The sequence below is a fragment of the Pseudomonas sp. UYIF39 genome, assembly GCF_029963765.1.
Lineage (GTDB): Bacteria > Pseudomonadota > Gammaproteobacteria > Pseudomonadales > Pseudomonadaceae > Aquipseudomonas.
Map to the genome: position 1 here is coordinate 77110 of NZ_JALBYU010000024.1, position 24123 is coordinate 101232.

The window sequence follows — 24123 nt, forward strand, 5'->3', positions numbered from 1 at the left end:
GTTTATACTGGCGCACTTTTTCTGACCTCTCTTACGGAAACATCGATGAGCACCTTGCTGGCCCTGGACACCGCGACTGAAGCTTGCTCCGTTGCCTTGCTGCATGACGGTAAAGTCACAAGCCATTACGAGGTGATCCCGCGCCTGCATGCGCAGAAGCTGCTGCCGATGATTCAGCAGTTGCTGGCGGATGCCGGGACCACCCTGCAAGCGGTCGATGCCATCGCGTTCGGCCGTGGACCGGGTGCGTTCACCGGCGTGCGGATCGCCATCGGCGTGGTGCAGGGGCTGGCGTTTGCGCTGGATCGTCCGGTGTTGCCAGTATCGAACCTGGCCGTGTTGGCGCAGCGGGCCTATCGCGAACACGGCGTGAGCCAGGTCGCGGCCGCCATCGATGCGCGCATGGACGAAGTGTATTGGGGCTGCTACCGCGAAACGGCGGGGGAGATGCGGCTGGTCGGCAATGAAGCGGTGCTGGCGCCGGAAGTGGCCGCGTTGCCGGCTGACGCCAGCGGTGAGTGGTTTGGCGCCGGCACTGGCTGGGGTTATGCCGAGCGAATCGCCGTCAGCCTGACCGGGCAGGATGCGGGCATGCTGCCTCACGCTGAGGACCTGCTGACACTGGCGCGTTTTGCCTGGGCGCGTGGTGAGGCGATCGTGGCTGATGAGGCTCAGCCGGTTTATTTGCGGGATAAGGTTGCGACCCCAAAGGCGCGTTAATTCAATTGCACCGAGTTGGCCTCATCGCGAGCAAGCTCGCTCCCACAGGGTTTACGCTAATCCCTGTGGGAGCTTGCTCGCGATGGCGGCCTGCGCAACGCAGCCAATCGTCAGTTTCTACCCGCCCGTTTTAAACCTTTTCCATTTTCTGTGTTCTAGTTATCACTCGGCGGTTTGCGTAGTGGGTTTTGCGCCACTAAACTGCCATCATTGATCCCGGACATGTACTCATGCGTATAGACGGCGTTCCCTCTCAGTCCTACCCCATCAAGCGCAAGCCTCGCAAAGGCCCTGTGGCGGATGACGACTACGTCGATATCGACGGCGAGCTGGAAATTCCATCCGAAGAGCAAATGGCTGCCCGCGCTGCCAAAGCCTCTGCGCAACGTTTGAGCAATCTCCCCGCCCGTCAACAAGACATGCTTTATCACCGTGCCATGAGCAGCAGTGTCGCGAAGGCCCTGGCCAGCTACCTGAGCACCGCCGGTTTTGTTGATTGGGATTCCGATGTGCTGGGCCTCGACCTGTACATCTGATGCGGCTGCCTTACTACCTGGGCTGTCCGTCTTGGAGTGAGAACGCCTGGCGCGACTACCTGTATCCGCCGGACGCCAAACCCGCTGAATTTTTGAATCTCTATTCCCAAGTGTTTAACGCCGTGGAAGGCAATACGACCTTCTACGCGAGCCCGGCTGCGACCACCGTGCAGCGTTGGGCCGAGACCATGCCCGAACATTTTCGCTTCACTGCCAAGTTCCCCGGTGACATCAGCCACAGCGGTGACCTGCGCGAACAATTGACCGCTGCCGAAACCTTCCTGCAATTGCTCAGCCCCCTCGGCGAACGGGTTTCACCGCTGTGGCTGCAACTGTCCAAAAGCTTTACGCCGCAGCGACTGTCGGAGCTTGCCGGTTTTATCGATGCTGTGGACCGGCCTCTGGCGGTTGAAGTGCGGCATGACGAGTTCTTCGCCAAGGGCGATGCCGAGAGAATGCTCAATCGCCTGCTACTGGATCGCGGTGTCGAGCGTATCTGCCTCGATCCCCGCGCGCTGTTCAGCTGCACATCGACCGATCCTTCTGTACTTCACGCCCAATCGAAAAAGCCCAGGGTGCCGCCCCGTCCGGCAGCCTTCACGCAATGTCCGCAGGTGCGCTTCATTGGCCATCCGCAGCTTGAGGCCAACGACCCGTTCCTGCTGCCGTGGGTCGAGAAAATCGCCGTGTGGATCGAAGAGGGTCGTACGCCTTATATCTTCCTGCACACCGCCGACAACCTGCTGGCCGCCAAACTGGCGCAACGTTTCCACGCAAAACTGATGCTGCGTTTACCTGGCCTGCCGCCGCTGCCTGAGCTATACAGAGAGCCCGCTTCCGAGCAACTTGGCCTGCTCTGAAGCGGATTCCCTGCCCTTTTCAGGAGCCTGCCAATGGATGCGCAAACCCTTCGAGCCCAAGCGTTTAAAGCACTGCACGAACGCGCGGGGGCTTTTGTCATTCCTAACCCGTGGGATGCCGGCTCGGCGAAAATGCTCGCCAGCCTTGGTTTCGAAGCGCTGGCGACCACCAGTGCCGGTTACGCCTTTTCCAACGCCCGCCCCGATGGCGCGCTGACGCTGGACGACACCCTGGCAAACGTTCGGGCGATTGTTGCGGCAACCGATCTGCCCGTCGCCGTCGATCTGGAAAACGGCTTCGCTGATGATCCAGCCGAATGCGCACAGAGTATTTTGCGTGCGGCAGAGGCCGGTGCGGTTGGCGGCTCTATCGAAGATGCCACCGGCCGTGAAGAAGCGCCGATCTACTGCTTCGAGCATGCCGTCGCGCGCATCGAGGCTGCCGTGGCAGCCGCTCGCAGCTTGCCGTTTCCCTTTATGTTGACCGCTCGCGCGGAGAACTTTCTGCACGGCAATCCTGATCTCGCCGATACCATTCGCCGCTTGCAGGCGTTTGCCGAGGCGGGTGCCGACGTACTGTATGCGCCGGGTCTGCGCAGTGCTGAAGATGTGTTGGCGGTGGTCCGTGCCGTGGCGCCGAAACCGGTGAATGTGTTGATGTCTGGCGGACTGAAATTGACGGTCGAGCAGTTGAGCGAAATGGGCGTCAAGCGGATTAGCGTCGGTTCGGCGCTGGCCTTGGCAGCGTATGGCGAGTTTTTCCGCGCTGCCCAAGAGATCAAGACGTCGGGTACGTTCGGGTTCACGTCGCGGTCCATGCCGTACGCCCAGGCCAATCAATTGTTCAAAGGCTGACGATGCGGTTTCGGTGGTGGCTGCTGGTGATGCTGTTGTTCATGGGTGCGGCGGCCGTGAGCGTCTGGCGCGGCTGGATCTCAGTGCCGGCGCAGTGGAACCCTTGGGCACCGCTGGACGTGAAGGCCGCGCCCAATTTTCTGACCCGCTACAAACTGATACGCCTGCGCGATGATCCGCAGTTGTGCGATCAAGCCCTGAGCAGCTCTGGATTGCGCGTAACCCATCAGGCCGATAGCCCCGACGCGACGTGCCCGTTGATCAACACTTTGCGTGTGCAAGGCGGCGAGGTGGCCCTGAGCAGCAGTTTCCTCGCCAGTTGCCGCCTGGCGGTGACGTTCGCCCTGTTCGAACACCATGCCCTGCAACCCGCCGCACAAGCGGTCTACGGTCAAGCGGTAACGCGTGTGGACCATCTCGGCAGCTTTGCCTGTCGCAACGTCTACAGCCGCGAAAACGGCAGGCGCAGCCAGCATGCCAGCGCCGATGCGCTGGACATCGCCGGTTTTCGCTTGGCCGATGGCCGCTCCATCAACGTGCTCAAGGATTGGCCGAAGGATAATCAGGACGCACGGTTTTTACGTCAGGTCCGCGATGGCGCCTGCGACCTGTTCAGTGTGGTCTTGAGTCCGGATTACAACGCCGCCCATCGCAATCACTTTCATGTGGATGTCGGGCCGTGGTGGGTGTGTCGCTGAGGGCCTGTTATTGAAGGTCAGGCGGCGATTCGCAGGTTTTGCAGGACGATCGGGCGAGCCCAGCCGTTATCGAAATCGAATTGTTTTTGTTGTTCCACCAGCTCTTCGGGCGAGAACGGCGGGAATGGCTTGTCCAGCAGATCGAGTTCGAATTCGGCGATCGGCAGGTGCAACGGACGCGGTTGCGGTGCCGGACCTGCTTCCGGCACAGGCTGACCTGCGGTGAGCACGATCGGGCGGACCCATCGGCTTTCGAAGTCCTGCTGTTTCTGTTGCGCGACGATTTCTTGTGCCGGGAACGGTGGGAAAGGTTTGTCGGCCAGGTCCATTTCGAACTCGGCAATCGGCAGGAACAGTGGCTCAGGCGGGCGGATCTCGGTTTCTTTCACATCGCATTCGCGCTGGGAAATGATGTGAGCCAGCAGTTCGCTGCCAACGGTGGGTTCGACCGGGCTGTCGAGATCGACCGGTGGAAAGTTGAGAGAAGCCGGTACGACATCGCCCGACTGATCGGCCAGGGCCTGGGCAAAAAAATCCTGCCACAGGTGACTGACGCCGCTCAGTGCTTGGGAATTTCGCAGACCATAATCGCCATGACGCGATATATAGCCTACGGATGTGCTTCGAATGTCTGACATTTCTCTCGGTCGACGCTCAGCTCTGGCAAAATGCTCGATAGTTTTGTTATCGGCCGTTTTTGCCGATCATTAATTTTTTGAGCGTGTTTTCTCATGATTGAGCAACCTGCGGCCTGCCGCATCCACGTCGAGGCCCTGGCCGCGACTTTTCAGCTACAAGCCGAACAATGGGCCGAGCGCCTGGGTTTGCCGATGCAGGTGGATGACGGTGAGTTCGCCTTGCAGGTCGGCGACCAGGGGTTGCAGCTGCAGCAACTGGGCCCGGACGCGCCGGGGCCGGTGCGGGTGGACTTTGTCGAGGGTGGTGCGGCCCATCGCCGCTTGTACGGCGGCGGTAGCGGTCAGATGATCGCCAAGGCTGTCGGGGTTGCCCAAGGTGTGCGTCCGCGCGTGCTGGATGCCACGGCGGGGCTGGGCAAAGATGCGTTCGTGCTGGCGAGCCTGGGCTGCGAGATGAGCCTGATCGAGCGTCAGCCGCTGATTGGCGCGTTGCTTGAAGATGGCCTGGCACGCGGCGCGGAAGACTTTGACGTGGCGCCGATTGTGGCGCGGATGCGTTTGCTCAAGGGTAATTCGATCGAGGTGATGCGCAATTGGGAAGGCGAGCCGCCGCAGGTGATCTACCTCGACCCGATGTTTCCCCATCGTGAGAAAACGGCCTTGGTGAAGAAGGAAATGCGCCTGTTCCGGCCGCTGGTCGGCGATGATCCGGATGCGCCTGCACTGCTCGAAGCGGCGTTGGCGTTGGCCAGCCACCGGGTGGTGGTCAAGCGCCCGCGCAAGGCGCCGTGCATCGAAGGGCCGAAACCGAGTCATGCGCTGGACGGTAAATCCAGCCGGTATGACATTTATCCGAAGAAAGCGCTGAAACCTTAAGACCGCGTCGCCCCCATCGCGAGCAAGCTCGCTCCCACAGGTTTTGTGTTGAGCACAACATCTGAGAACACCTCGGAAACCTGTGGGAGCGGGCTTGTCCGCGATAGCGTCAGTCCCGGCACCAACCCTCTATCAGGCTGACTCTGGTCGATACGCCCGCATAAACAAGCCCACCACTTCCTGCACATGGCTCTCGGCCGCATCCCCGGTCAGCGGCTCGCCGCAGCCATAAAGCAGCCTGAAATTCCCCGCACCCTTGAGCAAGCAGAAGAAATGCTCGGCCGCATTACGCGGTTTGTCGATGCTCAACGCGCCACTGTGATCAACCTTGGTCAGCAACCGCTCCATGCCATGCAGCATGCGCTCAGGCCCGGCCTCGAAGAAGATCAGCGAGAGTTTCGGGTCCTGGCTGCCCAGGGTCATCATCAGCCGGTGCAGGTTCACCGATTCGTCGCTGTTGATCAGCTGATGAAAACCACGCGCGATGTTCAACAGCACTGTTTCTACGGCAGTGCCATCCGGCAATTCGAAAAACAGCGTCGGCAATTGCTCTTCGCACTTGGCCATCACGGCGGCGGAGAACAGCGTCTCCTTGTCGTTGAAATGGCTGTAGACCGTCAGCTTCGACACGCCGGCCTCGGCCGCGACGGCGTCCATGCTGGTATTCGCATAACCCTTGCTCAGAAACAGAATTTTCGCCGCATCGAGGATCGCCTGGCGCTTGGCCAGATCCTTGGGACGGCCCGGGCCGTTGGGTACTGAAAGATTGTTAGGCATATGCGCTTTTATTACTGGACTGGTGAGTTTGCTATTAATAACATACCGCTCAGTATAATTATTCCAAGCACCATTAGCGAAAGGTCCTTCACCATGTTCCGCTATGCCTTGCCCCTCGCGTTGCCAGTCAGTCTGGCGTTTTTATTGTCTGCGTGTGGTCACGAAGAGGCGCCTCAAGTCACCGTTCGCCCGGCCATGGTGGTGCAGCCAGAGCCGTCGTCCCAGGCGATGGAAAGTTTCCCCGGGGAGGTCCGCGCTCGCTATGAACCGGAGTTGGCGTTTCGCATTGGCGGAAAAGTAAGTCGACGACTGGTCGAAGAGGGACAGCGGGTCAAGGCCGATCAACCTCTGGCAGAACTCGATCCTCAGGACGTGCGCCTGCAACTGGAAGCCACCCGCGCACAGGTCGCCGCTGCCGAGGCCAACCTGAGCCTGGTACGCGCCGAACGTGATCGCTATAAGACCCTGATGGACCGTCAGATGGTCAGCCGTTCGCAGTACGACAATTCCGAAAACCTTTACCGATCCGGTGAAGCACGCCTCAAGCAAATCAAAGCCGAATTCAACGTTTCGACCAATCAGGCCAGTTACGCCGTGCTGCGTGCGCCTCAGGATGGCGTGGTGGCTAAACGCGCGGTTGAAGTCGGGCAAGTGGTGGCGGCGGGGCAAACCGTATTTACCCTGGCGACCGATGGCGAGCGCGAAGTGTTGATCAGCTTGCCGGAGCAGAGCTTTGGCCGCTTCAAGGTCGGTCAGCCAGTGTCGGTGGAACTCTGGACCCAACCCGACCAACGTTTCGTCGGGCGCATCCGTGAGCTTTCGCCCGCTGCCGATCCAAAATCGCGCACCTTTGCCGCCCGCATCGCGTTCACTGCCGGCAAGGTCCCCGCTGAACTCGGCCAGAGCGCCCGGGTGTTTATCCAGACCGCCGACGTGGTGTCGTTGTCGGTACCGTTGTCGGCCGTCACCGCAGAAAACGGCGCGACCTACGTCTGGGTCGTCAGTGCCAACAACACCTTGAAGAAAACCCCGGTCCGGGTCGGTGCCTTCGGCGAGAAAACCGTACCGGTGCTCGAAGGCCTGAATGCCAGCGACTGGGTGGTGGCCGCTGGCGTCCATGTGCTGCTTGAAGGGCAGCAGGTGCGTCCGGTGGATCGCTCCAACCGCGTGGTCAATCTGGCGGGCAAGGAGTAATCCCCGATGGGTTTCAATCTTTCCGAATGGGCGCTGCGTAATCGCCAGATCGTACTGTTCCTGATGCTCTTGCTGGCCATTGTCGGCGCACTGTCCTACACCAAGCTCGGCCAAAGTGAAGACCCGCTGTTCACCTTCAAGGCCATGGTGATTCGTACCAACTGGCCTGGGGCCACGGCGCAGGAAGTGTCGCGCCAGGTCACTGAGCGTATTGAAAAGAAGCTGATGGAAACCGGCGAGTACGAACGCATCGTTTCGTTCTCCCGTCCGGGCGAATCCCAAGTGACGTTCGTCGCTCGCGATTCCATGCACTCGGTGGAAATCCCGGACCTCTGGTACCAGGTTCGCAAGAAGATCAGCGACATTCGTCAAACCCTGCCACCGGGCATCCAGGGGCCATTCTTCAATGATGAGTTCGGCACTACGTTTGGCAATATCTACGCGCTGACTGGCGAAGGCTTTGATTACGCGGTGCTCAAGGACTACGCCGACCGCGTGCAGATTCAGCTGCAACGGGTCAAGGATGTGGGCAAGGTCGATCTGCTCGGGTTACAGGACGAGAAGATCTGGATCGAACTCTCCAACGTCAAACTCGCCACCCTGGGTCTACCTTTGTCGGCGGTGCAGCAGGCCCTTGAAGAGCAGAACGCGGTGTCCACTGCCGGTTTCTTCGAGACCTCCAGTGAGCGATTGCAGCTACGCGTCTCGGGGAATTTTCAGACGGTCGAAGAGATCAAGAGCTTTCCGATCCGCGTCGGTGATCGTACGTTCCGCATCGCCGATGTGGCTGATGTGCGTCGGGGTTTCAACGATCCGCCAGCGCCGAGCATGCGCTTCATGGCTGAAAACGCCATCGGTCTGGCCGTGGCCATGAAGGACGGTGGCGACATTCTGGTGCTGGGCAAGGCGTTGGAAATCGAATTCGACCGCATCCAGAAAAACCTCCCTGCCGGTATGCAGCTGCGCAAGGTCTCCGACCAGCCCGCCGCTGTGAAAAGCAGTGTCGGTGAATTTGTTCAGGTGCTGGTAGAAGCACTGGCAATCGTCCTGCTGGTGAGCTTCTTCTCCCTCGGCGTGCGCACCGGCATGGTGGTCGCGTTGGCGATTCCTTTGGTATTGGCGATGACGTTCGCCTGCATGTATTACCTGGGAATCGGCCTGCACAAGATTTCCCTCGGGGCGTTGGTGCTGGCGCTGGGTTTGTTGGTGGACGACGCGATCATCGCCGTGGAAATGATGGCGATCAAAATGGAGCAGGGCTTCGACCGGATCAAGGCGGCCAGTTACGCCTGGACCAGCACTGCATTCCCGATGCTCACCGGCACGCTGATCACCGCTGCCGGCTTCCTGCCGATTGCCACTGCGCAATCGGGCACGGGTGAATACACGCGTTCGATCTTCCAGGTGGTGACCATCGCGTTGCTGGCCTCGTGGGTGGCCGCTGTTGTGTTTGTGCCTTATCTGGGGGAAAAACTCCTGCCGGATCTGGCGAAGATTCATGCAGCCAAACATGGCACCGGCGACGGTCAGCCCGACCCTTACGGCACGCCGTTCTATCAGCGCGTCAGACGCCTGGTGGAGTGGTGCGTACGGCGGCGCAAGACGGTCATTGTCCTTACGGCCGTGTTGTTTATCGGCTCTGTCATCCTGTTTCGCTTTGTGCCGCAACAGTTCTTCCCGGCATCGGGTCGTCTGGAGTTGATGGTCGATCTGAAACTGGCGGAAGGTGCCTCGTTGAGCAACACCCGAGATGAGGTCAAACGCCTCGAAGCACTGCTGAAGGATCACGCCGGTATCGACAACTATGTCGCTTACGTTGGCACCGGTTCGCCACGTTTTTACCTGCCGCTGGATCAACAACTTCCTGCAGCGAGCTTCGCGCAGTTTGTAGTCCTGGCCAAAACCATCGAGGAGCGCGAAACCCTGCGCACCTGGCTGATCGAAGCCCTCAAGGAACAATTCCCGGCCCTGCGTGCGCGGGTGACACGTCTGGAGAACGGGCCACCGGTTGGCTATCCGATGCAGTTCCGGGTCACCGGTGAGCACATCGAGGAAGTCCGCGCGCTGGCCCGTAAAGTGGCCGCCAAGGTTCGCGAGAACCCGCATGTGGTCAACGTCCATCTGGATTGGGAAGAACCGAGCAAAGTCGTTTATCTGAACGTCGATCAGGACCGCGCCCGGGCGCTTGGCGTGAGCACCGCGAACCTGTCGAAGTTCCTGCAAAGCTCTCTGACCGGTTCCAGCGTCAGCCAGTACCGTGAAGACAACGAGTTGATCGAGATTCTATTGCGCGGCACGTTGCATGAACGTACCGAACTGTCATTGCTGCCAAGCCTGGCGGTGCCGACTGACAACGGTCGCAGCGTGGCGCTGTCGCAAATCGCGACGCTGGAATACGGCTTCGAAGAAGGCATCATCTGGCACCGCAACCGCTTGCCGAACGTGACGGTCCGCGCCGACATTTACGGTAAGGAGCAACCGGCGACGCTGGTGCAGCAGATCATGCCGACCCTCGATCCGATCCGCGCCGAACTGCCGGACGGCTACTTGCTGGAAGTCGGCGGCACTGTAGAGGACTCGGCTCGCGGGCAGAATTCGGTGAAGGCCGGTGTGCCGCTTTTCATCGTGGTGGTGCTGACGTTACTGATGCTGCAACTGCGCAGCTTCTCACGCACGGTGATGGTGTTTCTGACGGCACCTTTGGGTTTGATCGGTGTGACCTTGTTCCTGATGGTGTTCCGTCAGCCGTTCGGTTTCGTCGCCATGCTCGGCACCATCGCGCTCTCCGGGATGATCATGCGTAACTCGGTGATTCTGGTGGACCAGATCGAGCAGGACATTGCTTCCGGGCTCAAGCCTTGGCAGGCGATTATTGAAGCCACGGTGCGGCGTTTCCGGCCGATTGTGTTGACTGCACTCGCGGCGGTGCTGGCGATGATTCCGCTGTCGCGTAGCGTGTTTTTCGGGCCGATGGCGGTGGCGATCATGGGCGGGTTGATTGTGGCAACGGCGCTGACGTTGCTGTTTTTGCCGGCGCTGTATGCGGCGTGGTTCCGAGTAAAAAAGGAATCAGCTTGAACACGTTGTAGGAACTACCAAAGGCTGCGAGCTTTTAAGCTTGAATTCCACGATCAGGTTCAAAAGATCGCAGCAGCAATAGCGCAAACGAAAAAGCCCGCTGAACCTGTAAAGGTCAGCGGGCTTTTTGTGGGTTTCAGTCGCTCAAAAACTACAACGTACCAAACACCTTCTTCGCCAAACTCGTCGCTGCCGCCGCAGGATTCTGGCGAATGGCTTCTTCCTGTTTACCAATCATCTCGAACAGACCGTTCAACGCCTGCTCGGTCACGTAGCTTTCGATATTGGCGCTCTTCGCATCCACCACACCCATCGTCGCGGCTTGTCCGGCGAACGAGTTGTATTGCTTGGCCAGGCCCACCTGATCGGTGGCTTGCTTGACGATTGGCAGGAACTTGACGCGGATCTGTTCGCGGCTGGTTTTGCTCAGGTACTGAGTGGCCGAGTCCTTGCCGCCGCTGAGAATGCCCTTGGCATCCTCCACGCTCATTTTCTTCACCGCATCCACCAGGATCGGTTGGGCCTGGATCACGGCGGTTTCAGCCGCTTTGTTCATGCTGGTTTCCAGCTGATCAACCTGGTCACCCATGCCGAACTGTTTCATTTTGCTGGCGACTTTGCCCAGTTTGCCCGGCAGCTCGATTTTCACGTCCGGGTTGTTGCTGAAGCCGCCCGGCGTGCCCAGTTGTTTCACGGCCAGTTGCGCGCCTTGGGTCAGGGCATCCTTGAGGCCGCCGGTGGCGTCCTTTTGCGACAGGTCGCTGAGTGACAGCGCCAGTGCGCTGGCGGAGATCATCAAGCCTGCGCACAGGCCAGCGAAGCGAAGGGTAGGACGGAGCATGGCAGCTTCCTTGTTCAAAATAGAGAATTAGCGGGCGGCGTCGACGCGGACTTTCAGTGGCTGCGGGTCGCTGCCGTCCAGCTGCACGGCGTGATGTTCGGTGGTGATGAACATCAGCTCTCCGTTGACTTCGATCCGTGCGCTGACCGAATAACGATGACCCGGTTTGACCTGCGTTGGATCGTAACTCAGATGAAACGGCAGCGGCACCTGGCCTTTGACCGGGCCATTCTGTTCGTCGAGGATAACGGCGGGTGCGTCGGCGAGGGACACGTCCTGCAGGCTGACGCTCAATGTGGCGCTCGGCGGCAGGGCGATGCGTTGCAGGTAAAAGACTTCGCCATCGAGGCTGGTTTTTGCGGCAGGTTGTATTGATTGGCAGGCAGCGAGTAGAGCCGTAAGCCCTAGAAACGAGAGTTTTTTCATGAGTTAAATCCCTGTCGTTGGCGCCCGAAGTTGATGAGCGCCGACGACAATTTAACGGGTTTTCGGTGATTTCGCTCTATGGATCTTTTGATATGCGTTTTTTCAAACTCTACTAAAGGGTTTCAATACAACGGACCCGGGATATACCGCAATTGAATTGTGGTATTCGTTTTCAGTGGCTGTCAGCGTATAGCGCTTGCCCGGTACGACAGTCTCCGGGTCGTATTCCAGATAGAACGCCTCGGCCATTTTTTCGCTGATATGTATTGGCGTTAGTTGCGCAGCCGTATCGTCGTGCTCGTGGGCGACAACAGTGACTGCGTGTTCAGGTTGAACCGCTTGAGGCGCTTGCGCCTGGAGGTAGAGGCGGCCAACAGGGCTGAGATGCAGGGTTTGTCGGTGCGGCGCACGATGGACAATCACGAAGTAGTCCAGGTCAATCAGCAGTGGAACGCCGTTGTGGGTCATGCTGATTGTGACAAGGTATTTGACGCTGACATCGGAATAGTTGTGTGCAAATGAAAAGTTCCAGCGCCCGCTATACAGTACCGGTTTGCGGGATTGCGCAACTTTGATAGGCGTGGTCGAGTTGGCAGTTTGCACGCTTATATAGGTTTCGCCTTCGCCATCATCTGGGGGTAGAAAGTCTTCAGGCAAACTGAAAGTTAGAGTGACGTAGTTGCTGGTGTTTTCTAATGGGTTCATCGCGATATCCATATCGGGATTGAAGTGGGCCTCTATTAATCCATAATTGACAGGTTATAAGAACATCCTTGTTTCTATAGTTATTGTCAGAAAGTTACAGACGACTCCAACTAAGTCTGATCCGCCGCATCTTCACTGCGATGCAACGCGACCTGACGGATAGACAAACGAATCTCCGCCGGCAACACTCGCTTGGCCGCACCTTCGGCCAGTTCGCCGAGCAGTTCGTGATAGCTCAGCTTGCCGGCCTCGTCGCGCTTGAGCACGTCGAGGTCCAGCATCGTCTGGATGAAATGGCGGAACAGGCTCTTGTCGAAGAATTCCGGGGCGTTGAGGCCATGGAGGATCGACAGGCGCTGGGCCATGACCGTGCACAGGTCTTCCAGCTCTTCGGCACTGATGCTGTTCTGGCCGCTGTTGAGCAGCAAAGAAACGGTCATGTAAAAACGTTGCAGGGTCTGGGCGATGCTCTTCGACAGTAAGGTCAGCAATACGAAATGCCGCGAGCTCGGCGCCGGGCGTAGGTAGACATCATTCTCAAAACGCAGCAGACCTTGCTCGACGAACGCGTCGAGCCATTGGTCGATCACCGCATCCAGTTCCTCCAGCGACCAGCGAATGAACAGCTCCGATTGCAGGTACGGGTACAGCGCGCGGGTGTAGCGCAGGATCTGTTCGCGGCTCATGCGCGAGGCGCTCTGGAAGAAGCTCGCCAGCAACGCCGGCAAGGCGAAGATGTGCAAAACGTTGTTGCGGTAGTAGGTCATCAGGACGGCATTCTGTTCGTCCAGATACAGAATCTTGCCCAGGGCATCGCTCTGCTCGGACAGAAGATCCATGTCCTTCACATGCTCGATCAGCGCCCGGCCGTCACCTTCCGGCAGCGTGGTGTGCGGCGAATACGGGACCTTGCGCAACAGCGCCAGATACAGATCAAGCACCCGCGCCATAGCGCGATCATCCAGCGCGAGACGGCTGGTGGACAGCAGCGCCAGGGCCACCAGGTTGACCGGGTTGATCGCCGCCGCTTCGTTCAGGTGCTGCGCGACTTTCTCGCCCAAACGGTTGGTGGTTTCGTTGAGCCAGGCCGGTTTGAACTGCGGGCCGAGCTCCTGTTTACGCCAGTCCGGCTGTTCACTGTCGAGGAATTCCGCCAGTTTGATCGGCTCGCCGAAGTTCACCGCCACCTGACCGAAACGCTGCTTGAGCGCGCCGATGACTTTGAAAATGTCGAAGATCGATTCTTTCTTCTTGGTCGCGCCACGCAGTTCGCCTAGGTAGGTCCGGCCTTCCAGCACGCGTTCATAACCGATGTAGACGGGGATGAAGACGATCGGCATCCGCGACGAACGCAAGAAGCTGCGCAGGGTGATAGCGAGCATTCCGGTTTTCGGTTGCAGCATGCGACCGGTGCGCGAACGGCCGCCCTCGACGAAGTACTCGACCGGGAAACCTTTGGTAAACAGGGTGTGCAGGTATTCGTTGAACACCGAGGTGTACAGCGGGTTGCCCTTGAAGGTACGGCGCATGAAGAACGCACCGCCGCGACGCAGCAGGCCGCCGATCCCCGGCATGTTGAGGTTGATCCCGGCGGCGATGTGCGGCGGGGTCAGGCCGTTGCGGAACAGCAGATAGGACAGCAGCAGGTAGTCGATGTGGCTGCGGTGGCAGGGTACGTAGATCACTTCGTAACCCGGTGCGACCTTTTGCACACCTTCGATGTTGTTGACCTTGATGCCGTCGTAGATCTTGTTCCAGAACCAGCTCAGCACCACTTCCATGAAGCGGATCGCGGTGTAGGTGTAGTCGGAGGCGATCTCGTTGCCGTAGCGCAGGGCCTGGGCTTTGGCTTTCTCCGGGGAGATGTTTTCACGCTCGGCTTCGTCGAGGATCGCTTGTTTGACCAGCGGCTGATTGAGCAGACCTTTGACCAGGTTGCGGCGGTGGGAAATGTCCGGACCGATCACCGCCGCTTTCAGGTTGCGGAAGTGCACACGCAGAATCCGCTGGGCCATGCGCACGGTGCGCTCGTGGCCCTTGTTATGGTCGATCAGCTCGCGCAGGTTAATCGGTGCGGAGAACTGCACGCGGGTTTTTCGCCCCAGCACAATGATGCTCAGCAACCGGCGAAGGCGCCCGGTGACCGCCCAGCTGTCGGCGAAGAGCAGTTTCCACGGGCTCGATTCGCTGTCCGGCGACTGACCCCAGAACACGCTGACCGGAATGATCTGCGCGTCTTCGGCGGCGTTCTGGCTCAGGGCGCTGACCAGGCGGGTCAAGGTCGGCGGTGCACCACGCTTATCCTGACGGCCGAGCCAATCGGGCTCTGGCGTCAGGTAAAAGAACGCGGCGGGCTCCACCAGCGTACCTACCGAGACCGGCAACACCGGGCGCGGCAGGCCGGCCTTGCTGCACTCCGTATCGACCACGGCCAGGTCGGTCAGCGAAGGGTTTTGCAGGACGTAGAACACCGGACGGCTGCGGTCGAGGTTGAGGGTGAACGACGACTGATTGATCGTCTCCGAGCGAACCCAGAGGTACAACAGTCGACGCAGGGTGCCAAACACAAGACGGCGGAGCGGGGAACGGGTCATACGGCTTCTGCATGAGTGAATAAAACCGAGCGTTTGCTCGGGCGGCGGATAGTGTGCCGTATTCGCCGAAAATCGGCAAAAAAGCGCCTAAGTAAAGTGAGTTGAGAGTTTTGGCGGCTGTCATATACTCGGCCGTTCAAAATAAAAATAAGGGGGTACTGATTCATGGCAACGCGCGAAACCGGCAATGTGAAGTGGTTCAACGACGCCAAGGGCTACGGCTTCATTCAGCGCGAAGACGGGGTGGACGTGTTCGTGCACTACCGCGCGATTCGCGGCGAGGGGCATCGTTCCCTGGCTGAAGGTCAGCAGGTGGAATACGGCGTGGTGACTGGCGAGAAGGGTTTGCAGGCTGAGGATGTAGTCGGCCTCTAAAGATCGTTCCCACGCTCCGCGTCACGAGTGTCCGGTAAACATGTTTCATAGCTGAAGGCTGCCTTGGGCAGCCTTCAGCTTTTCTCGCTCTTGCCTTCGTCGGCCTTTGAATTCTTGGGTAGCAGGACGCTCATGCAGGACATGAGCAATCCGGACCGTCAGCTCAAATAACGAGCCGGGAAACCCTGAGCGACGGTGGAACAGGTGCAGGACACTAGTGACGCGGAGCGTGGGAATGATCAGTGTCAGGCAGTTTGCCAGGTGATCTCTTCTTCACCATCCGCGCTGATGCGCATCCAGCGATCCGCTGTCTCTTCACCTTCCTCCTCAACCAACGTAGTGTAATTTTCTCGTCCTTACGTTGATGCTGGATGTTCAACCACCTGTCATATCTGACAGTAGACGTTAGAAAATTAATAGCCTTACATTCGTCCTTCAAGCTCTTGCTTCAAATATAAGAAGCCCATCTCGCTGAAGGAGAATGACGATGAAACGTCGACTGACCCTAGTGTTGTTCATTTTTCTGGCCGGCTGTGCGAGTGCTCCCCATGATGAAACTGGAAAGCTCAGTGATGGTCGGGCGACTGCGCCGCTGGCCGAGGCCCATGGTGGGTTTGCCAGCGCCTTGTCAGTTTCGCAAGCGTCGGCCCCCGCCGCCCCCGTCATCGAGACCCCTACGCAAAGCAGTTTAAATGGCCGTTTTCCATTGCTCGCCGGTACAGGGGCTCCGGGAGCGACGGTGCAAGTGATGCAGAGCAGCCAGATCAACCGCGTCGTGGTCAGCACGGTCGTAGGAGCGAATGGGCGGTGGGCTGCCAGCAGTGCGTTGGAGTTGGCTCCGGGCTCCTTTTCGATGGCTGGGCGACAAGTTCTTGATGGCAAAACATCGGGCTGGGGCCTGACGCGTGTGTTTACCGTCGTTGACGCGCCCACTGCTCCGGTGATTGAAAACCCGCTGCAGGGCAGCCTCAACGGTCGCTACCCGTTGATTTCCGGTACGGGGATTCCGGGGGCGACCGTGCAAGTCATGCAGAGTAGCCACGTCAATAATGTCCTGGTAAGTGTCCCGGTTGATGCTCAGGGGCAGTGGACAGGTCGCAGTGCGTTGGAGTTGTCGCCGGGCCCCTTTTCGATGGCTGGGCGACAAGTTCTTGATGGCAAAACATCGCACTGGGGGCTGACCCGTGCGTTTACGGTCGTTGCGGACCAGCCAGTATTCAAGGTGGTCGAGGCGCCAGCCGGCGAGTTGAACGTCAGCACCTTGGGCGCTAACGCAACGGTGCAGGTGCGTTACCCGACGCTGGCGGCCCGCGATACCGTTGGCGTGCGCCTGACTGGTGTGGCGTTGCGTGATGCACCGATTCAGACCGTATCTACGATCGGCGTACTTACGTTCAGCTTGCCCAAGGCGTGGATCACCGAGAACCTCAATCGCACGGTGACCTTGACCTATACCTACAAGGTAGGTGGTGCCGGCAGCTTAATTACCTCCAGCCCCTTAAGCATCCGTGTAGTGGGTGCTGCTCAGGGCCAAGCGGTGTTCAAGGTCGTGGAAGCGCCGGCCGGTCAGTTGAATGCCGACACCCTGGGCGCTAACGCCACCGTGCAGGTGAGCTACCCAACACTGGCGGCCCGCGATACCGTCGGTGTGCGCCTGGCCGGCGTGACACTGCGGGATGCACCAATCCAGACGGTATCCACCGTCGGTATCTTGAGCTTCAATCTGCCCAAGGCGTGGATTACCGAGAACCTCAATCGCAATGTCAACCTCACCTACACCTACAAGGTGGGCGGCGCGGGCAGTTTGATTACGTCGTCGCCGCTGGCGGTCGGGATTGTGGGTGCAACGGCCCCGACCGATGGACAGCGTGTGGCGAATGAGCTCAATGCGCAGTATTCCGACACGAGCAGTTCCTGCACCGGCAACAAGGCTGCATTTTTCTGCAACGGAGTGCTGGTCAGGGTTGTCGATGCCTCACCCGAGTTTCGCGCGTGGAATCCCAGTCCGGGCGCTGTGGCGCTGGGTGGTGTTTCGTTCAGTTATATGCGAGCGGACCTTGGGATGAGTCGACTGCAGGAAGGCAGAAACCACGGGCTGATTCTCAAGTCTGCGCACGCCTTCACCGAGAACGGGGGATACCCATTGCAGGTGCTCTGTTCCTTCGCCTATGACGCAGGGAGCGGCAAGCGGTACACGAATGGGTGTGGTGACTCCCCGCAGTTTCCACAAACCAGCAGGCCTTGTGCTGCACAGGGCATCGCAACCGTTGCAGCTTGGCGCGCGCATTTACAGGCCTATCCTCCCACCAATGAAAACCGCTACCTGCATCAGTGTGGCTTCGGAATTGACCAGCCCTCATTTGCCCTGAGCCTTTCCGCGAGGGATAACCCGGGGGCTGAGCATGTACGCTGGAGACAAAATGAAGTAGTGATCAAAACCTGGCCTCAGAACACCGCGACGTTGCCCATCAAGGCGTTCTTTTATCTTGACGGTTCAAATGGAAATGCGGGGCTTGAACAGGCGAAATTCATACAACGGGATTTCTACAAGGTGACGGGCCGATCGGTTCCGGTCATCCGGGTGGCACCCAACATGCCGGCAGCGAGACTGTTCAGCTACAGAAATGAGGACCAAGGCATTTAAGGGGAGAAGAGAAGGGCAGGTCGCCTCGACGGCCTGCCTGAGTGTTGCTTAAGCGGTTTTCCAGGTGATCTCTTCTTCACCATCCGCGCTGATGCGCATCCAGCGATCCGCTGTCTCTTCACCTTCTTCCTCGACCCAGCTACCCGGTGCGCAACGCACTTCGACGTTCAGTGCGGCAAACGCTGCGCGGGCACAGGCGATGTCGTCTTCCCACGGGGTCTTGTCGCTGTCCAGGAACAGGCTGTTCCATTTGCCCACGGCTTTCGGCAGCCAGGTGACCGACACGTTGCCGGCCTTGCACTTGTAGGTCTGGCCTTTCTGGACCCAGTCGGTGCATGGGCCCAAAGCAGTGCCGAGCCAGGCCGAGACGGCCTTGTAGTCGACGTCGGCGTCTTTCAGGTAAATCTCGATATCGGGTTGGCGCATGGATGTCCTCACTGCGGGTTTGAAAAATCCATTCGCGGATTTAGCCGGCCTACGGCAACTGCCGAAGACCAAAAAATTAAAGAGTTATTGAAGAACAAAGTAATCGTAGCGCATTGAAACAGTGACCTCGAACGGCTCGACCTGTTCGATGACTGCCGCTCGGCGTTCAGCACTGGCGCGCCAGCCGTGAGGGGTCATAGCCAACAGGTTCGCACGGTCCTGACCCTTTTCCAGCGTCAGTTTAAATTCCAGGGTTTCACTGTGTTGCAGCGTCATGCCTTCCGGCACCAGGGCCAGATGCTTGTCGTCGGTGTATTCACGCACTGCGTCGTACAGACGTTCGCGCAGTTCCATCAGGTGGCCGCTGGTCGGTCCGACTTTCATCAAGCCGCCGCCGGGGCTGAGCAGGCGTTTGGCTTCCTCCCAATCCAGCGGGCTGAAGACGCTGGCGAGAAACTGGCAGCTGCCCGAGGCCAACGGCACCCGCGCCATGCTGGCGATCAACCACGTCAGCTGCGGGTTGCGTTTGCAGGCGCGTTTGACCGCTTCCCGGGAAATATCCAGTGCGTAACCGTCGGCGTTCGGCAAAGCCTCGGCGATTTGCGCGGTGTAGTAACCCTCGCCACAACCGATGTCCAGCCAGCGCTGTGGCGCGTATTGCGCCGCCAGTTCTGCCAGACGCTTGGCCACTGGCGCGTAATGACCAGCGTTCAAAAAGTCGCGTCGGGCTTCGACCATCGCCAGGTTATCCCCAGGGTCGCGGCTGTTCTTGTGCTGCACCGGCAACAGGTTCAGGTAACCCTGGCGCGCACGGTCGAAACGATGCCCGGCGGGGCAGGCCACGCCGTTGTCCACCGCATTCAGCGGTTCGCTGCAGATCGGGCAGGCCAGCATCAGGCGAGCAACTTGATCAGGGTCTGGTAGTAGATTTCGGTCAGCACATCGAGGTCGGCAGCCAGCACACGCTCGTTGACCTGATGGATCGTCGCGTTGACCGGGCCCAGTTCAACAACCTGAGTACCCATGGTCGCAATGAAGCGCCCGTCGGAGGTGCCACCGCTGGTGGACGCCTTGGTTTCGCGACCGGTCACGTCCTTGATGCTCGACGCAACGGCATCCAGCAACGCACCCGGCTCGGTGAGGAACGGCAAGCCGGACAGCGCCCAGTCGATGTGCCAGTCCAGGCCATGCTTGTCGAGGATGTCGGCGACGCGCTTTTGCAGGCCTTCAACGGTGGACTCGGTGGAGAAGCGGAAGTTGAACACCGCCACCAGATCACCCGGAATCACGTTGGTCGCGCCAGTGCCGGAATTGACGTTGGAGATCTGGAAGCTGGTCGGCGGGAAGAAATCGTTGCCGTGGTCCCAGTGCTCGGCGGCCAGTTCGGCCAGCGCCGGGGCGGCGAGGTGGATCGGGTTCTTCGCCAGGTGCGGATAGGCCACGTGTCCCTGCACACCGCGAACGGTCAGCTTGGCACCGAGGGAGCCGCGACGGCCATTCTTGACCACATCGCCGACCAGCGTGGTGCTCGACGGTTCGCCGACGATGCACCAGTCCAGACGCTCCTTACGGGCGGCAAGGCGTTCGATCACCGCTTTGGTGCCGTGGTGCGCCGGGCCTTCTTCGTCGCTGGTGATCAGGAAAGCGACCTTGCCTTTGTGATCCGGGTAGTCGGTGACAAAACGCTCGGCCGCCACGGTCATGGAAGCGAGGCTGCCTTTCATGTCTGCTGCGCCACGGCCGCAGAGCATGCCGTGTTCGTCGATTACTGCGTTGAACGGGTCGATCTGCCAGGCGGTCACCGGGCCGGTCGGCACCACGTCGGTGTGACCGGCGAAGCACAGCACCGGGCCGTCGTGTTTACCGTGGGTTGCCCAGAAGTTATCCACATCTTCGATGCGCATTGGCTCAAGCGCAAAACCGGCATCGCCCAGGCGCTGCATCATCTGCTTCTGGCAATCGGCGTCGACCGGCGTCACGGACGGACGGCGGATCAGGTCGATGGCGAGTTGAAGGGTCGGCGAAAGGTCGGCGTGGGCCGTCATGGGGAACTCCGAAAGCTGGGGGGCAAGGCGCGCAAAATGGCGGTTATCTTAAAGCAAAACGGCGGCCATTGGCCGCCGTTTAGTGCATCCGGAACGATTTAGAGCGCTGGAGCCGTCTCGCCCTCGACCGCCGGTTTCGGCAGCGAAGACAAGAACGCCATGATCAGCGCCGCCAGGTACGGCAGCGACTGCACGAGCAACATCGTCACCCAGAAGCGCATGTCGTTGCTCGGCAGGCCGTTCACCAGGAAAATCCCCAGCGCCGCGCTCCACAACAGCAGCATGATGAACATTTCTTCGCGAGCTTCCGAAATCGCGACCCAGAAGCCGTGGTTATCGGCGTTTTTCGGGGTGCGGAAGAACGGAATGCTGCTGGTGAAGAAACCGTACAGCACTGCTTTGGCGATGGTGTGCGACAACGCCAACCCTGCCAGTGCCGCGCAGAACGCATCCTTCAGGTTGACCCCCACCGCACGGCGGTACAGGAAGATGATCTTGCCAACCTTGAACACGAACAGCGCCAATGGCGGGATCGCGAAAATCAACAACGGCGGATCGACCCGCTGCGGCACGATGATCATCGCTGCCGACCACAACAGGGCGCCGACGGTGAAGAAGATGTTCATGCCATCCGCGACCCACGGCAACCAACCCGCGAGGAAGTGGTAACGCTGGCCACGGGTCAGCTCGGTGTCCTTGCCACGCAACAGACTGGCGGTGTGACGCTTGATGATCTGAATCGCACCGTAAGCCCAGCGGAAACGCTGTTTTTTGAAGTCGATAAAGGTATCGGGCATCAGGCCTTTGCCGTAGCTGGTGTGGTAATACGCCGCTGACAAGCCTTTCTCGAATACCCGCAGACCCAACTCGGCGTCTTCACAGATGCACCAGTCAGCCCAGCCCAGTTCCTCGAGCACCGAGCGACGGGTCATGGTCATGGTGCCGTGCTGAATGATCGCGTCACGGTCGTTACGGGTGACCATGCCGATGTGGAAGAAACCCTTGTATTCCGCGTAGCAGAGCTTCTTGAAAGTGCTTTCGTTCTGGTCGCGGTAATCCTGCGGCGACTGCACCACGGCGATTTTCGGATTGGCGAAGTGCGGCACCATGTGTTTGAGCCAGTTCGGGTCGACGCAGTAGTCCGAGTCGATCACCGCAATCACTTCGGCATCCTTGGCGGTGTGCGGAATCAGGTAATTCAGCGCGCCACCCTTGAAGCCGGCCAACGGTGCAACGTGGAAGAACTTGAAGCGCGGGCCGAGGGTTTCGCAATAATCGCGCACCGGCTCCCAGACCGCCGGGTCCTTGGTGTTGTTGTCGATGATCAGGACTTCGAAGTCCGGATAGTCGAGGTTGGCCAGGGCGTTGAGGGTCTGTTTGACCATCTCCGGCGGCTCGTTGTAGCAAGGCACGTGAATCGAGACTTTCGGTCGGTAGTCCGAATCGCCCACCACTGGCAGGAATTCACGCCGACGTTTGTGGGTCCAGACTGCTTCAGCCAGTTCATGGGCCTCGGTCAGCAGCACGATAAACACCCCGAGTGCGCCGAGGGCAAGCAAGAAGCCCACCGTCAGGCTGAACCAGGTGCTGTATTGCTGGCTGTAGTCGTAACCGATCCACACCAGCACCGAACCACAGAGGAACGCGGTGAAGGTCAGGAAGGTGCGGCCGCGTTGACGCAAGGCAGAGCCGTCGATCATCAGCAGGGTCAGGGACAGCAGAGCCAACACCACCGAACCGATGGCCAGCACGCGCCATTGCGGGATTGCGACGACCGGGCCTTCAAAGTTGAATTTCTGCTGGCGCGCGGCGTTGAAAACGCCCCAGTAAGCGCCTACGGAACCTTCGTCACTGGCCTTCCACGGTTGGTCAAAGGCTTCGATCACGAAGTAGTTGAAGCCCTGGCGATTGAGCTTGTTGACCAAGGTCCGCAGATAAATCGCCTGGTCTGCCGGCGACGCGTCGGCGCCACCGCGCATACGGCCGTTGCTCGGCCAGCCGACTTCCGACAGCAGCAGCGGTTTTTTCGGGAACATCTTTTTCAGGTCGCGGGCCCGGTCGAGTACGAACTGCCCGGATTGCTCCATCGGCACATGTTCCCAGTACGGCAGGACGTGGGCGGCGATCAAGTCGACGTGCTTGGCCAGGCTCGGGTTTTCTTCCCAGACGTGCCATTGCTCGGAGGTCGTCACCGGTACTTTCACTGCCGCGCGGACGCGATCAAGGATCACGCTCAGTTCGGCGGCGGTAATTTCCTTACGGAAGATCGCCTCGTTGCCCACCACCACGCGAACCACGCTGCGGGAGGTATTGGCCAGGTCAATGGCACGCAGGATTTCACGCTCGTTGCGCGCAAGATCCGGGCTGATCCAGATACCCAGCGTCACGCGCAAACCGAATTCTTCGGCGAGCTTGGGGATATCACCCAGGCTGCCATCGACCGAGTAAGTACGGATGTTGTCCGTCAGCTTGCTCATGATCTCCAGATCGCGACGCATTTCATCGTCGGTCGGATACTGGTCTTTCTGTGGGTACTGGCCTTGTTGAAACGGCGAGTATGAGAAGCCAGAGATCTGTTCAGGCCAGTTGGGGGCGGTGACCGGACGATTGATCAGCGCCCAGAAGCCGGTAAACAAGGCTGCGATGGCGAGCACCACGACCAGGTTGAGTCCAAATTTACGCGATGACATAGCTTTTTCGGGTTCCAAAGGCTGTGGAACTAAGGAGCGGTTTGCGGCTGGCTGCCAGGGGGCAGGGGCGCGCATCCTACACTGGAGGTTCTCTGACCGTACAGCGAACAGGGAAATGCCCGACATTGGGCACTCTGGTTTCACATAAGTTCTTTCACTTGTCGCTGGAAGGTTAAAAGTTCTCGCGCTGTGGCCCTATAATGCGCGCCGGTTTTTGGGGTAATGGTCATGAGTACAGAAGATCCGCGGTTTGCAGGCATCGCCCGTTTGTATGGCATCGACGGCCTGGAGCGCTTGCGCGCGGCCCACGTGGCGATTGTCGGCGTCGGTGGCGTCGGTTCCTGGGCGGCGGAAGCGGTTGCACGTTGCGGCGTGGGTGAGATTTCGCTGTTCGACCTGGATGACGTCTGCGTCAGCAACGCCAACCGTCAGTTGCACGCGCTGGACAGCACAGTCGGCAAACCCAAGGTTGACGTGATGGCCGAGCGCCTGCGCGGGATCAACCCGGACTGCACCGTGCACGCGGTGGCGGATTTTGTGACCCGCGAGACCATGGCCGAGTACATCACGCCGAACATCGACTGCGTCATTGATTGCATCGACAGCGTGAATGCCAAGGCGGCGCTGATCGCCTGGTGCAAGCGCCGCAAGATCCAGATCATCACCACCGGCGGTGCGGGCGGGCAGATTGATCCGACGTTGATTCAGGTTTGCGATTTGAACCGGACCTTCAATGATCCGTTGGCTTCGAAAGTGCGCTCGACCTTGCGTCGGGATTACAACTTCTCACGTACCGTGACCCGTCATTACAGCGTGCCGTGTGTGTTTTCCACCGAACAACTGCGCTACCCGAAACCGGATGGCAGCATTTGCTTGCAGAAGAGTTTTGTCGGGGACGGTGTGAAGCTCGACTGCGCGGGTGGTTTTGGGGCAGTGATGATGGTGACGGCGACGTTTGGCATGGTCGCGGCGACCAAGGCTGTGGATAAGATTGTTGCCGGAGTGCGGCGCCCCGCGGATCGAGTCAAGCCTGAGGTTTAGAGGTGGCTGCTGACGGCCTCATCGCGAGCAAGCTCGCTCCCACAGGGGGATGCATTCCAATGTGGGAGCGAGCTTGCTCGCGATGGCGATTAACCAGCCAACTC

Annotated in this window: 21 protein-coding genes; 11 read left to right on the forward strand and 10 right to left on the reverse strand. The window is 59.4% G+C overall.

Annotated features, from left to right (window positions below; all coding sequences use genetic code 11):
• The first annotated feature begins 45 nt into the window (after positions 1-45).
• The 5 genes from tsaB to MO767_RS25255 all read left to right on the forward strand — a co-directional run bounded on the left by tsaB (position 46) and on the right by MO767_RS25255 (position 3669).
• A complete protein-coding gene (gene tsaB, locus MO767_RS25235) occupies positions 46-720 on the forward strand; it encodes a tRNA (adenosine(37)-N6)-threonylcarbamoyltransferase complex dimerization subunit type 1 TsaB (protein ID WP_033056334.1) in 675 nt (224 codons plus the stop codon).
• Positions 721-950: 230 nt separating this feature from the next.
• Positions 951-1256 carry a hypothetical protein gene (locus MO767_RS25240; protein ID WP_008156859.1) on the forward strand — a complete coding sequence of 102 codons (306 nt, stop codon included), beginning with the start codon at positions 951-953 and terminating at the stop codon, positions 1254-1256.
• Positions 1256-2116, forward strand: a complete 861-nt coding sequence (locus MO767_RS25245) for a DUF72 domain-containing protein (protein WP_282482743.1) — start codon at positions 1256-1258, stop codon at positions 2114-2116. The genes MO767_RS25240 and MO767_RS25245 overlap by 1 nt, the downstream gene beginning before the upstream one ends.
• A gap of 33 nt (positions 2117-2149) precedes the next feature.
• Entirely contained in the window at positions 2150-2971 is an 822-nt protein-coding gene (locus tag MO767_RS25250; protein ID WP_282482744.1) for an isocitrate lyase/phosphoenolpyruvate mutase family protein, read from the forward strand.
• A gap of 2 nt (positions 2972-2973) precedes the next feature.
• Complete coding sequence (locus MO767_RS25255; RefSeq protein ID WP_282482745.1) at positions 2974-3669, forward strand: extensin family protein; 696 nt, start codon at positions 2974-2976, stop codon at positions 3667-3669.
• Positions 3670-3686: 17 nt separating this feature from the next.
• Here MO767_RS25255 and MO767_RS25260 read toward each other — a convergent pair whose 3' ends face one another.
• Positions 3687-4307, reverse strand: a complete 621-nt coding sequence (locus MO767_RS25260; protein ID WP_282482746.1) for an energy transducer TonB — start codon at positions 4305-4307, stop codon at positions 3687-3689.
• A 96-nt stretch (positions 4308-4403) separates the two neighbouring features.
• Here MO767_RS25260 and MO767_RS25265 point away from each other — a divergent pair, with 96 nt between their 5' ends.
• The gene (locus MO767_RS25265) at positions 4404-5183 is read left to right on the forward strand and encodes a class I SAM-dependent methyltransferase (RefSeq protein ID WP_282482760.1); all 780 of its coding nucleotides are present in this window, start codon (positions 4404-4406) and stop codon (positions 5181-5183) included.
• 132 nt (positions 5184-5315) lie between these two features.
• On the opposite strand, the gene MO767_RS25270 is transcribed toward MO767_RS25265, so the two are convergent.
• On the reverse strand, positions 5316-5960 hold the full coding sequence (locus tag MO767_RS25270) for a TetR/AcrR family transcriptional regulator (protein WP_282482747.1): 645 nt from the start codon (positions 5958-5960) through the stop codon (positions 5316-5318).
• A gap of 93 nt (positions 5961-6053) precedes the next feature.
• Between MO767_RS25270 and MO767_RS25275 the strand changes: the two genes are divergently transcribed.
• Complete coding sequence (locus MO767_RS25275) at positions 6054-7154, forward strand: efflux RND transporter periplasmic adaptor subunit (protein WP_282482748.1); 1101 nt, start codon at positions 6054-6056, stop codon at positions 7152-7154.
• Between the two features lie 6 nt (positions 7155-7160).
• Positions 7161-10232 carry an efflux RND transporter permease subunit gene (locus tag MO767_RS25280; RefSeq protein ID WP_282482749.1) on the forward strand — a complete coding sequence of 1024 codons (3072 nt, stop codon included), beginning with the start codon at positions 7161-7163 and terminating at the stop codon, positions 10230-10232.
• Positions 10233-10383: 151 nt separating this feature from the next.
• Here the strand turns inward: MO767_RS25280 and MO767_RS25285 are convergent, their stop codons facing one another.
• The 4 genes from MO767_RS25285 to plsB all read right to left on the reverse strand — a co-directional run bounded on the left by MO767_RS25285 (position 10384) and on the right by plsB (position 14798).
• Positions 10384-11073, reverse strand: coding sequence for a DUF4197 domain-containing protein (locus MO767_RS25285; RefSeq protein WP_282482750.1), 690 nt, complete (start codon positions 11071-11073; stop codon positions 10384-10386).
• A 27-nt stretch (positions 11074-11100) separates the two neighbouring features.
• Entirely contained in the window at positions 11101-11499 is a 399-nt protein-coding gene (locus MO767_RS25290) for a YbaY family lipoprotein (protein WP_282482751.1), read from the reverse strand.
• Positions 11500-11601: 102 nt separating this feature from the next.
• Positions 11602-12204, reverse strand: a complete 603-nt coding sequence (locus MO767_RS25295) for a hypothetical protein (protein ID WP_282482752.1) — start codon at positions 12202-12204, stop codon at positions 11602-11604.
• Positions 12205-12314: 110 nt separating this feature from the next.
• The gene (plsB, locus tag MO767_RS25300; protein WP_282482753.1) at positions 12315-14798 is read right to left on the reverse strand and encodes a glycerol-3-phosphate 1-O-acyltransferase PlsB; all 2484 of its coding nucleotides are present in this window, start codon (positions 14796-14798) and stop codon (positions 12315-12317) included.
• Positions 14799-14963: 165 nt separating this feature from the next.
• Between plsB and MO767_RS25305 the strand changes: the two genes are divergently transcribed.
• Positions 14964-15173 (forward strand): cold-shock protein, encoded by a 210-nt coding sequence (locus MO767_RS25305; protein WP_008146705.1) that lies wholly within the window; start codon positions 14964-14966, stop codon positions 15171-15173.
• A gap of 487 nt (positions 15174-15660) precedes the next feature.
• Positions 15661-17817, forward strand: coding sequence for a hypothetical protein (locus tag MO767_RS25310; protein ID WP_282482754.1), 2157 nt, complete (start codon positions 15661-15663; stop codon positions 17815-17817).
• Between the two features lie 48 nt (positions 17818-17865).
• On the opposite strand, the gene MO767_RS25315 is transcribed toward MO767_RS25310, so the two are convergent.
• The 4 genes from MO767_RS25315 to MO767_RS25330 all read right to left on the reverse strand — a co-directional run bounded on the left by MO767_RS25315 (position 17866) and on the right by MO767_RS25330 (position 22978).
• The gene (locus tag MO767_RS25315; RefSeq protein WP_282482755.1) at positions 17866-18243 is read right to left on the reverse strand and encodes a hypothetical protein; all 378 of its coding nucleotides are present in this window, start codon (positions 18241-18243) and stop codon (positions 17866-17868) included.
• Positions 18244-18327: 84 nt separating this feature from the next.
• Positions 18328-19137 (reverse strand): putative RNA methyltransferase, encoded by an 810-nt coding sequence (locus MO767_RS25320; protein ID WP_282482756.1) that lies wholly within the window; start codon positions 19135-19137, stop codon positions 18328-18330.
• Entirely contained in the window at positions 19137-20288 is a 1152-nt protein-coding gene (dapE, locus tag MO767_RS25325) for a succinyl-diaminopimelate desuccinylase (RefSeq protein WP_282482757.1), read from the reverse strand. The genes MO767_RS25320 and dapE overlap by 1 nt, the downstream gene beginning before the upstream one ends.
• A 98-nt stretch (positions 20289-20386) precedes the next feature.
• Positions 20387-22978, reverse strand: a complete 2592-nt coding sequence (locus MO767_RS25330) for a glycosyltransferase (RefSeq protein ID WP_282482758.1) — start codon at positions 22976-22978, stop codon at positions 20387-20389.
• A 222-nt stretch (positions 22979-23200) separates the two neighbouring features.
• Between MO767_RS25330 and tcdA the strand changes: the two genes are divergently transcribed.
• The gene (gene tcdA, locus MO767_RS25335; RefSeq protein ID WP_008146693.1) at positions 23201-24019 is read left to right on the forward strand and encodes a tRNA cyclic N6-threonylcarbamoyladenosine(37) synthase TcdA; all 819 of its coding nucleotides are present in this window, start codon (positions 23201-23203) and stop codon (positions 24017-24019) included.
• The last annotated feature ends 104 nt before the right edge of the window (positions 24020-24123 follow it).

Bases quoted from the DNA above. Each gene is read 5' to 3' on its own strand.
- tsaB (WP_033056334.1), top strand. From the start codon at position 46: ATGAGCACCTTGCTGGCCCTGGACACCGCGACTGAAGCTTGCTCCGTT.
- MO767_RS25240 (WP_008156859.1), top strand. From the start codon at position 951: ATGCGTATAGACGGCGTTCCCTCTCAGTCCTACCCCATCAAGCGCAAG.
- MO767_RS25245 (WP_282482743.1), top strand. From the start codon at position 1,256: ATGCGGCTGCCTTACTACCTGGGCTGTCCGTCTTGGAGTGAGAACGCC.
- MO767_RS25250 (WP_282482744.1), top strand. From the start codon at position 2,150: ATGGATGCGCAAACCCTTCGAGCCCAAGCGTTTAAAGCACTGCACGAA.
- MO767_RS25255 (WP_282482745.1), top strand. From the start codon at position 2,974: ATGCGGTTTCGGTGGTGGCTGCTGGTGATGCTGTTGTTCATGGGTGCG.
- MO767_RS25260 (WP_282482746.1), bottom strand. From the start codon at position 4,307: ATGTCAGACATTCGAAGCACATCCGTAGGCTATATATCGCGTCATGGC.
- MO767_RS25270 (WP_282482747.1), bottom strand. From the start codon at position 5,960: ATGCCTAACAATCTTTCAGTACCCAACGGCCCGGGCCGTCCCAAGGAT.
- MO767_RS25275 (WP_282482748.1), top strand. From the start codon at position 6,054: ATGTTCCGCTATGCCTTGCCCCTCGCGTTGCCAGTCAGTCTGGCGTTT.
- MO767_RS25280 (WP_282482749.1), top strand. From the start codon at position 7,161: ATGGGTTTCAATCTTTCCGAATGGGCGCTGCGTAATCGCCAGATCGTA.
- MO767_RS25285 (WP_282482750.1), bottom strand. From the start codon at position 11,073: ATGCTCCGTCCTACCCTTCGCTTCGCTGGCCTGTGCGCAGGCTTGATG.
- MO767_RS25290 (WP_282482751.1), bottom strand. From the start codon at position 11,499: ATGAAAAAACTCTCGTTTCTAGGGCTTACGGCTCTACTCGCTGCCTGC.
- MO767_RS25295 (WP_282482752.1), bottom strand. From the start codon at position 12,204: ATGAACCCATTAGAAAACACCAGCAACTACGTCACTCTAACTTTCAGT.
- plsB (WP_282482753.1), bottom strand. From the start codon at position 14,798: ATGACCCGTTCCCCGCTCCGCCGTCTTGTGTTTGGCACCCTGCGTCGA.
- MO767_RS25305 (WP_008146705.1), top strand. From the start codon at position 14,964: ATGGCAACGCGCGAAACCGGCAATGTGAAGTGGTTCAACGACGCCAAG.
- MO767_RS25310 (WP_282482754.1), top strand. From the start codon at position 15,661: ATGAAACGTCGACTGACCCTAGTGTTGTTCATTTTTCTGGCCGGCTGT.
- MO767_RS25315 (WP_282482755.1), bottom strand. From the start codon at position 18,243: ATGCGCCAACCCGATATCGAGATTTACCTGAAAGACGCCGACGTCGAC.
- MO767_RS25320 (WP_282482756.1), bottom strand. From the start codon at position 19,137: ATGCTGGCCTGCCCGATCTGCAGCGAACCGCTGAATGCGGTGGACAAC.
- dapE (WP_282482757.1), bottom strand. From the start codon at position 20,288: ATGACGGCCCACGCCGACCTTTCGCCGACCCTTCAACTCGCCATCGAC.
- MO767_RS25330 (WP_282482758.1), bottom strand. From the start codon at position 22,978: ATGTCATCGCGTAAATTTGGACTCAACCTGGTCGTGGTGCTCGCCATC.
- tcdA (WP_008146693.1), top strand. From the start codon at position 23,201: ATGGTCATGAGTACAGAAGATCCGCGGTTTGCAGGCATCGCCCGTTTG.